Below are 8,771 nucleotides of genomic sequence, written 5' to 3' on the forward strand. Positions count from 1 at the left end.
ATCTGGAGGCCAGCGTCGACGTATTGACGTGTGATAACGGCATTTTGGCGCTGGGAGCGATGGATGTCATCCGTAGCGAGTTCGGCCTAGGAATTCCGCATGAGCTGGCGATCATCGGCTTCGCCAATATCGGGCTCGAGAGACCGAGTGCCAACAAGGCGTGACTGTAATTTGGCATCTCGTATGGCCGCAGCAATGGAAGTGACGGAATGTTTCGCGCTTCCCTTCTTGCTGTTCTTGCCCCGCAAGCGGGGCAAGAACATTGTCGCTAGATAGCTGGTTCTTCTCCGCCGATCAGGCAACTTCCTCTGATAGCCGTTCAAAGATCGGTTTCAGCCGGCGATGGCGTCCGACCGGCGGATGCTCTATTTCGACGAGGCGCCCTGATTTCTTCTCGCGCTTCAACCAGTCGCGCAGGGTCTCGGCGCTGGTATGATCAAGATAATGCAAGCGGGCACCCGCGATCCTGATCTTACGACCCTCGGGAAGCGCTTCCAGCGTGTTGAGCAGTACAGGAACGTCCTTGCAAGTCGCCGCGCCGACGAGGTCGAGGTGGATGGTTTCCTCATCCTCCAACCTGTCGATGGCAAGTTTGCGACGGAGGTGCGGTAGGATTTCCAGTATGGACAGCGCAAGGCCGAGCGCCACGCCGACGAGCAGGTCCTGAAGCACCACCATCGCCACCGTCGCGGTCCAGATTCCCACGGGAACCCAGCCGTGATGATCGAAGAGGTGCCGGACGTGATGGAGACTGATCAGCCGCCATCCTGTCACAAGCAGCACCGCGGCAAGTGCGGTCAGCGGCACCATCGCGAGCAGTTGCGGCAGAAATGCCACCAGCCCAAGGATCCAAACGCCGTGCAGAACGGCCGACGCCCGTGTCCGTGCGCCGGCCTGAATGTTGGCGGACGATCTGACGATGACACCGGTAATCGGCAAGGCACCAAGCAGACCACAAAGTCCGTTGCCGATGCCCTGGGCAAACAACTCCTTGTTGAAGCGGGTCCGCACGCCATCATGCATTCGATCAACGGCGGCGGATGACAGCAGCGTTTCCGCACTGGCGATCACCGCAATGACCAGCGTCGCCACGATGATACCGGGCTCGACCATCCTGGCGAAGCCATCGAGCGTCGGCAGTGTAATGCTTTCGACGAGAGAGGACGGCACCTCCACTCTTGCGATCGGCAGTTGCATCCCCACCGTCAAAGTCGTACCGGCCGCGACCCCCACCAGGGCACCAGGTACCAGCGTCAGGGACTTCGGCCTGAACTTCTCCCAGGCGATCATGGCAAGCAAGGAAATTAACCCCACGAGGAGGGCGACCGCTTCACGCGTCAGCCCCGCGCCCCATACGCGAGCGAAGGTCTGTTCCATGGCAGTGACGTTCTCAATGCCTCCGGCAGCGGGCCTTGCCCCCATCAGCACATGGATCTGCCCAAGAATGATGAGGATGCCGATCCCGGCGAGCATGCCGTGGACGACCGCAGGCGAAATCGCCCGAAACCATGAGCCGATCCGTAGGAAACCCGCGAGGACCTGCAGCAATCCGGCCACGATGAGAACCGGCCCGAGCATGGCAGCGCCATATTGCTCGACGAAGCCGAAGACGATCACGGCTAAACCCGCCGCCGGCCCCGACACCTGAAGCGGGGATCCGGCCAAGAGGCCGACAACGAGGCCGCCGACAATGCCGGATATGAGGCCCATGGCCACAGGAACTCCTGAGGCCACCGCAATCCCGAGGCAAAGCGGTATGGCGACCAGGAACACGACTAGGGACGACGCGAGGTCCCGCGAAAGAACAGAGCTGGAAATCATCGGCCTACTCCGCGGCTTGCGGAATCACATGCGGACGACCACGACCCTTAACCGCGACGGGCAAGGGCCTGTTCTCAAGGATTTCCGTGAAGCGAGCGGCCGCACCGTCATAGACGAGCACATCCCCCGTCTCGATATCGAAGAACCACCCGTGCAGGGTAATGTCGTTGGTCGCCAGCTTGGCGGCGACGGAAGGATGCGTGCGCAAGTGGTCGAGCTGGACGACGACGTTTTCCATCGCGATGGCGCGAATTCTTTGACGCTCGGACAGGTCGACGGGGTAGGCTTCGCAAACAATCGAATGGGCAGCATGACTATGCTTCAGCCAGGCAGCGACATTCGGCATCGGCTTCAGAAGATCGGGATGGCAAAGCCCTTTCATCGCACCGCAATCGGAATGCCCGCACACGATGATATCACGAACGCCGAGTGCTACGACCGCGTATTCTATCGCCGATGATACACCGCCATTTGCCGTGGAAAAGGGAGGAACGATATTTCCGGCATTGCGGCAGACGAAGAGTTCGCCGGGGCCGGACTGCGTGATTGTTTCGGGCATCACCCTGCTGTCGGCGCAGGAAATCATCAGCGCCTGCGGCTGCTGTCCCTCCTCCGCCAGCTTGCGATAAAGTGCCTGATGGTCTGGAAAGACGGCACCGCGAAAGCTGGAGATCCCTTTAAGCAAATCACCCATTGTCGAGTCCTTGTGTTGGGCCGGACGGCAGGCAGGGGGCGTACCCAGCCCGGCGGGTTGGCATGCGCGATATTTCGCAAGTGCGAGATAGGGGAAGTTGCCGGCGAGAAAATAGCCGACACGGAATGATTGCAATCTAATCTATAAAAATCTTGTGAGTGGATTGTGAAATGATTTTAGGCCGTGAACCTATAAAATCGATGGTGCGAAATTAGCGAGGGGCTTGTTCGCTGAGCTCTCCGCCAGAATGTAACTGGAGAAAGAGGCGGCTTTCTTGGCTAGATCAGCCGATTCTGAACGGATTGCGAGCACAAGCGGCTCTTTGTCGTCGATAGGATCGATATCGATGCGTTCCTCACATTCTGGGCGGAGTGCAACGGTCAGTTCCGTCCAGCCACCAACCGGCGCTTCATCATCATTTCCATCTGAATCGAAGTCGCAGTCGTTGCCCCAGAGATGGGGCGCGACAGAGATGGATCGTGGCCGCTCTCCCGGCGAGATTAGGTAGTAATTGAACATGCCGCTCATTCTGTAGTGGAAGGTGTCGGACTGCAACTACCCCACCGCAAGTGGCCCCTTTCGTATCGCTCTGATTTTTGATTCAAGATCATCGTGAGCCGATATGACCTGACCGACTTCGAGTGGCGCGTGATCAAGCCGCTCCTGCCCAACAAATCACGAGGTGTCACTCGCGTCGATGACCGGCGAGTGCTGAACGGCATCTTTTGGGTTCTTCGATCTGGAGCCCCGTGGCGTGATGTCCCTGAACGATATGGACCATATACGACATGCTACAATCGCTTCAGGCGTTGGACGATAGCTGGAGTTTGGGACAGGCTGATGGAGGCCATGGCGAACCCTTCGAATGATGGCATCGCAATGATTGATGGCACCTCTGTTCGCGTCCATCATCTGGCGGCCACGCTAACGACCGAACATCCAGATCGTTGCCTTGGGCGAAGTCGGGGTGGTCTCACGACCAAAATTCATGCCATCACTGATGGCAAGGGGCTACCGATCAAGTTTGCTATCACGCCCGGTCACGCTCACGACCTCACTGCGGTGAAAGAGCTGCTTACTGATCTCTCCCCAGGCGGTATGGTTCTCGCGGACAAAGCCTATGATGCCGATTGGCTTCGTGCGGAAGTGAGAATGAAACGATCATGGGCGAACATTCAGCCAAAATCCAACCGAAAGAGGCCAATCGTCTTCATTCCTTGGCTTTACAGAAAGCGAAATCTGATTGAGCGGTTCTTCAGTAAGCTCAAATGTTATCGACGCATCGCAACCCGTTATGAGAAGTTAGGCACGAGTTTCCTCGCCATGACAAAGCTGGCCTGTGTCCGCCTCAGCGCACGATAGTTCTGGATGGAAGTAGGCCATCCGCGACCGCCGGCGATTACCCAGTTCATTTCCAAATGGGCCATTCGCACGCCTGACGATCGCGTGCCCGAGCCGCCAATTAGTCAGCTCTGCGGTAACGTTGTTTCTATCACTGGGAGGAGCGGCGGTGGCACAGACAACGACGGTCGTCGTTCCTGGCGAGGTCAAGGCCTATGTCCAAAAACAGGAAACGCCATCCGTCACCTTTGAAGGTGACGTCGCAGTCGGAACGGCGCTTCCTGACACGGTCGAGATCCACACAAACCCCGATCAACCTGATTACGGTTATGTGGTCGTCATCAAAAACGTGTGCTCGTCAATCCGAAGACCCGCACCGTGATTGAGGTCATCAAATAAATTGAAAGCATCGCTGGCCTGCTTCCAAGGCCCGCGATTCCTCTGTCATCCTCCTCCGTCCGTATCAGGTGCTGTTTGCTCGGCGAGCGAGGGCTGAATTCAGCTTCGCATCCACCGCAGCCAGCCGTTTCAGATGACGTCGTAATCGCGGGGTCTCCTTTGGGCATTCGAGACGCCAAGGAGCAATATGATCGTCGAATTTCAACCTCTTCATTCGCGGCTGATCTTCACCGTTTGCTGTGGTCGTCCCGAGACGAAGACAGTGTTGTATTCGGCGCAGACCCTTCTCGAGCACAAGCCGAACCACGAAACGCGGGTCGCTTCGGAAAATCACCCCAATGGTCACGAGTGACAGATACGTTCTCCGAGCTTGTCGGAATTCCCAAAACGCATATTTCTGCGTGGCGTCGATTGCACTTCCAATCGCGTATCGGGGGACTTGCGGATTTGCGGCCAGCGAACGCCGGACGACTTCCAGAGCGCTCTTGCCCATTCGCACGTGATCGGAAGACATGCTGCCGGGATGCTTTCGATATCCCACCAGCCGCTCGGGAACGACTTCGATGAAGTAGCGTGCGGCTAGCTTGAGCTCGAAATCGAGGTCCTCGCAGCCTCCAACCCCGGCTGCAGCATATGAGCTGTCAAACCCGCCTATCGCAAGTGCGACGTTCCGCCGGACGAGAAGCGCGCTTCCATTCCCTATATATTTAACATTCAGATGCCGGGCGTAGATATATCCTCTTGCGACATCGGAACTGCCAGGGCGAATGATCTCGTCGTCCTCGTTGATGATGTAATGCAGCGTGTAGACCGCAGCCCAGTGCGAGGACAACCGGTTGAGAGCGTTCACCTGTTTTTTGATTTTCGTTGGGTGCCAGAGATCGTCTGCATCAAGGAATGCCACGTACCGACCTGATGATGCCTCGATCCCGGTATTCCTTGCGGCGGCGACGCCGCGGTTGGGGGTGGAGAGGAGGCGGATCCGCGAGTCTGACGTCGCAATCTGCTCCACGAGTTTTGCTGTGTCGTCCGTGGAACCGTCGTTGACAACGATAATCTCCAGGGAGGTGTAGGTCTGGCACATAGCGGACCGAAGCGTGCGCTCAATATAGGTGGAAGCATTGAAGGCCGGGATGACGACAGAGACCGGAGGCTGGTTAGAATAAAGAGTGCCTCCCCGATCCTCATCTGTAGTTGAAAGCATTGCAGATCTCTCGCCACGTCAACGACAAAGATACTTCCAAACAGATGAAGGGACTGCCTTTTTGGTTTTGCCGCTTTCGTTTCCAGCTCGAAGCGGGCCGGCATAGTAGAAGATCGCCTTCAACACCTACATTCTACTTTGTTCCGCGGGGCGCAAACGGACTTTAGTCTGACCAGACCCTCTCCTTTGGTAGAAGCGGTTGATATGTCAGCCACACGCTGGTGAGTAACTGGACCCGCCTGCGAAATTAGTAACGTTTGTACCGGAGTCATGGCCCGCAAGTTCATCAGCCACAATAGCAATTGACCCAGATTGGGTATTGATTGTCGGCGGGCTGCCTTGACCTGCGGGGGCAGGGTTATATCTAAATAGGTAGTTTCCCCAACGGAATGCCGGATGAGTAATCGCGTTTTTATCAAGGAATCGCTTCACGAACTTGCGCGTAGTTTCGCTTTCGCCGGACAAGGCGCGCTTGAAGGCTTGGTTAACGACATCCCTCGATATAACGGTGCACCGGGGCAGGTCTACCCGATCATCATCCAAGACGCAGATCCGGACACGGGCATCATGGCGCCCGTCTTTACAATCGCGGTTTGGGGACTAGTGCCGGCATCTATGAAGCCGAATGACCGGCGTCTCCCATTGATCAACGTTCGGTGCGAAAACATTGCCACCCACGGACTGTCCGGACCTGCTTACCGGTCGCGCCGCTGTCTGATCCCAGTCAGCGGCTTCTTTGAGTGGAAGTACAACATCTCCGCCAACCGTCGTGACAAGCAACCCTACGCTATTGGGATGAGGAGCGACGTGCCGTTCGCTCTTGCGGGCATTTGGGAGAGTTGGCGCCACCCGGTTGGCATCGATATCCGCAGCTTCGCGGTCGTAACCTGCGCCTCGAATGAGATGATGGCGACGATCAGTGGACGTATGCCGGTTATCCTCCGTCAAGCCAATTATGACTGCTGGCTGGCCTCTAATCCAGATCCGGCAGACCTAATGAAGCCCTATGCGACAGAGCTAATGACCATGTGGCCTATCGGCATAGGGGTTAATAGCCCGAAGAACACCGGACCAGATATTATCGAGCCGCAGTTTAGCATCGAAAGCCCAAGCTTGACCGAGGGATTGGACCCGCGGCTTTAACTTCGGCAATTCGATTGCGCCGGCGACTACAGGACGAGGGAAACTTTTGCGCGTCCTGCCCAAATGGCTTGGCTTGAAAGGCTGGTTCACCTTGTCTTCACTACCTCCGCAGCCTGCAGCCAACATGCAGAAAAAAGACTAGCCGCGTTGCATGAATTAAATTCTATCCGACGAGCGGCCTTCTGCGCTCATTCATATCGGAGGGATCGTATTTGATGTCCCAGTCCTTCCTCGGCTTCTTCTTGCCGGGCGGATTCTTGTGCACCGGGGCATATTCCGAGCCGGTGATGACGGTAGGCTTGGCGCTAGCAACGCCGCTGCTTTTCCGGTCGATCCCGGGATTTTGCGAACTGCCCGGCTGCGTCCTTCTCGGGATTGGCCATCTCAATCGCCATTCCGCTTCATCGCGTCGCCGAGATTTTTGTCTCGGGATCGCGGTTGTTTTCGCTCTTCGCGTCGCGATTTTGGTGGCACCTATTTCGGCCAACAGCCGGACGGAAAAATCGCTTCGGACAGCGGCAATGACAGCGCCAGCACGGCCCAACGATGGCAGCAATTGAGGTCGGCAGGCTGCCGCAACGCGTGTGACCTGATGCTATCCACCGATGAATCCGTCGCGCCCAGCGCGCTGGGCGCACAAACTCCGGGACCTCCCCGTCAGGCCCGAGTACGGGAATGGGCGCAGAATCTCGCTGCTGTCGGAAGACACCTGCCCACGCCGTCAATGGATCCTTTCATGGACACCGCAGGTGAGGGGGCTGCGTCTTCGGTGAGTGCTGGTCATGATCGCAGTTCGCCTCAGCTAAACAAGAAGTCGCCCGCGTTGAAGTTTGAAAGCCCGCCGAGGGTGGTGATGTTGTCGAATTCAGCGACCAGCACCGCTCCGCCGGCCGAACTTGGGTTCTGATCGTAGTAAACCGCGGCATGGCCGAGATCCGTATTGTGGAACACGAACAATGCCCCTGTGGTTATGTTGCTGTAACTATTGATGGTGCTCTGGACGGTTGCGTTCGTGACGCTCACGTCCGTTTTGACGGCAACCTCCGTTCCGGCAACATTGATCGTGCCGTTGTTTCCCACCTTCACGTTGTCCACGCTTGTATTGTTGTTGCCGACGGCGAACTCGAACGTGCCGCCTCCAACGTCCAATTGGAACCTGTCCACGGTTGTGCTATTCGTCCCAGCATTGAAGTCAGTCATATGGTTCGTGGTGGTGGCAAATCTTTGGAAAAAGAAGGTGTCATTTCCCACGCCCCCGGTCAGGGTGTTGTTGCCAACACCACCGTTTAGAGTGTCATTGCCGTCTTGGCCAAAAAGAGTGTCGTCACCTCCGAGCCCGAACATCATATCGTTACCGCCACCGCCGTAGAGCATATCGTCGCCCGTTCCACCGGTCGGATTGTCCGCTGAGTTGCCATTGCCACCGGTGATAATCGTGAACGTCTCGGTCTTTTCGAAGGCCGGGCCTATAGGATCACCGGTCTGCGTTGCCGTTACCGTCACTGAAAATGTACCGTTCGTCGACAGCGCATCCGAATGAAGCGTATTGCCGGTAATCGAAAATAAGCCCGGATTCGACTGCGAGGCAATGCTGAAGCTGAATCCACCTGCGTCGGGATCAGTCGCCGTCAGCAGCCCACTGAACTCAAAACTATTGAAGTTGACGCTATCCGCCGGAACGACAGGCGTCAGCTTAATGTCGGTCGGCGCCTGCCTAGCTGGACCATCATCTGCGCCGGTGATGGCGACGACGATGTTGTGGCTGGCCGTGCCGTCGAGCGAGCTGACGCTCAGCGTGTCGCTGACGGCGTCGCCCTGGTTGAGCGCCTGCGTCGCGGCCCGGTTATTGTCGAGCGTATAGGTCCAGCTGCCGGTGGCGGCATTGAAGGTGAAGCTGCCATAGATGCCGTTGAGGGAGGCCGGGGCGGCAAACGCCGCCTCGCCGTCGTCGACATCGCTGACCGTCAGCTTGCCGGAGGCACTCGCATCGCCGCTGCCGGCCGCACCCGCCTCGACCGTCGCCCGATCGTCGGTGACCGTCGCATCGACGACGATCGAAGCCGCATCGTTGGCGCCGGTGATGGCGACGACGATGTTGTGGCTGGCCGTGCCGTCGAGCGAGCTGACGCTCAGCGTGTCGCTGACGGCGTCGCCCTGGTTGAGCGCCTG

Annotated in this window: 7 protein-coding genes and 2 pseudogenes; 3 read left to right on the forward strand and 6 right to left on the reverse strand. The window is 57.6% G+C overall.

Annotated elements, in window-relative coordinates:
• Window positions 1–294 precede the first annotated feature (294 nt).
• From FHT69_RS14250 to FHT69_RS14260, 3 genes are all read right to left on the reverse strand, one after another.
• Entirely contained in the window at window positions 295–1,821 is a 1,527-nt protein-coding gene (locus FHT69_RS14250; protein WP_097623357.1) for a SulP family inorganic anion transporter, read from the reverse strand.
• 4 nt (window positions 1,822–1,825) lie between these two features.
• Window positions 1,826–2,515 carry a carbonic anhydrase gene (locus tag FHT69_RS14255; RefSeq protein WP_183905512.1) on the reverse strand — a complete coding sequence of 230 codons (690 nt, stop codon included), beginning with the start codon at window positions 2,513–2,515 and terminating at the stop codon, window positions 1,826–1,828.
• Between the two features lie 189 nt (window positions 2,516–2,704).
• A complete protein-coding gene (locus tag FHT69_RS14260) occupies window positions 2,705–3,070 on the reverse strand; it encodes a hypothetical protein (RefSeq protein ID WP_183905513.1) in 366 nt (121 codons plus the stop codon).
• 57 nt (window positions 3,071–3,127) lie between these two features.
• On the opposite strand from FHT69_RS14260, the gene FHT69_RS14265 reads away from it, so the two are divergent.
• Together FHT69_RS14265 and FHT69_RS14270 are read left to right on the forward strand one after the other, a co-directional pair.
• Entirely contained in the window at window positions 3,128–3,877 is a 750-nt protein-coding gene (locus FHT69_RS14265) for an IS5 family transposase (RefSeq protein WP_183905514.1), read from the forward strand.
• 79 nt (window positions 3,878–3,956) lie between these two features.
• Window positions 3,957–4,255 (forward strand): annotated as a pseudogene (locus FHT69_RS14270) (DUF1236 domain-containing protein).
• Between the two features lie 64 nt (window positions 4,256–4,319).
• On the opposite strand, the gene FHT69_RS14275 reads toward FHT69_RS14270, so the two are convergent.
• Window positions 4,320–5,459 (reverse strand): glycosyltransferase family A protein, encoded by a 1,140-nt coding sequence (locus FHT69_RS14275; RefSeq protein WP_183905515.1) that lies wholly within the window; start codon window positions 5,457–5,459, stop codon window positions 4,320–4,322.
• Between the two features lie 396 nt (window positions 5,460–5,855).
• Here FHT69_RS14275 and FHT69_RS14280 point away from each other — a divergent pair, with 396 nt between their 5' ends.
• A complete protein-coding gene (locus tag FHT69_RS14280) occupies window positions 5,856–6,602 on the forward strand; it encodes an SOS response-associated peptidase (RefSeq protein WP_183905516.1) in 747 nt (248 codons plus the stop codon).
• A gap of 163 nt (window positions 6,603–6,765) precedes the next feature.
• Here the strand turns inward: FHT69_RS14280 and FHT69_RS34185 are convergent.
• Both FHT69_RS34185 and FHT69_RS14290 read right to left on the reverse strand, forming a co-directional pair.
• Window positions 6,766–6,985: pseudogene (locus FHT69_RS34185) on the reverse strand (hypothetical protein).
• A gap of 415 nt (window positions 6,986–7,400) precedes the next feature.
• Window positions 7,401–8,771 (reverse strand): VCBS domain-containing protein (locus FHT69_RS14290; RefSeq protein ID WP_246780717.1); only part of this gene is annotated, 1,371 nt, incomplete at its 5' end.

The organism is Rhizobium sp. BK008, from assembly GCF_014197345.1.
GTDB classification, from domain to species: Bacteria; Pseudomonadota; Alphaproteobacteria; order Rhizobiales; family Rhizobiaceae; genus Rhizobium; species Rhizobium anhuiense.

Coding starts and splice junctions, on each gene's coding strand:
- FHT69_RS14250 (WP_097623357.1), bottom strand. CDS start 1,821: ATGATTTCCAGCTCTGTTCTTTCGCGGGACCTCGCGTCGTCCCTAGTC.
- FHT69_RS14255 (WP_183905512.1), bottom strand. CDS start 2,515: ATGGGTGATTTGCTTAAAGGGATCTCCAGCTTTCGCGGTGCCGTCTTT.
- FHT69_RS14275 (WP_183905515.1), bottom strand. CDS start 5,459: ATGCTTTCAACTACAGATGAGGATCGGGGAGGCACTCTTTATTCTAAC.
- FHT69_RS14280 (WP_183905516.1), top strand. CDS start 5,856: ATGAGTAATCGCGTTTTTATCAAGGAATCGCTTCACGAACTTGCGCGT.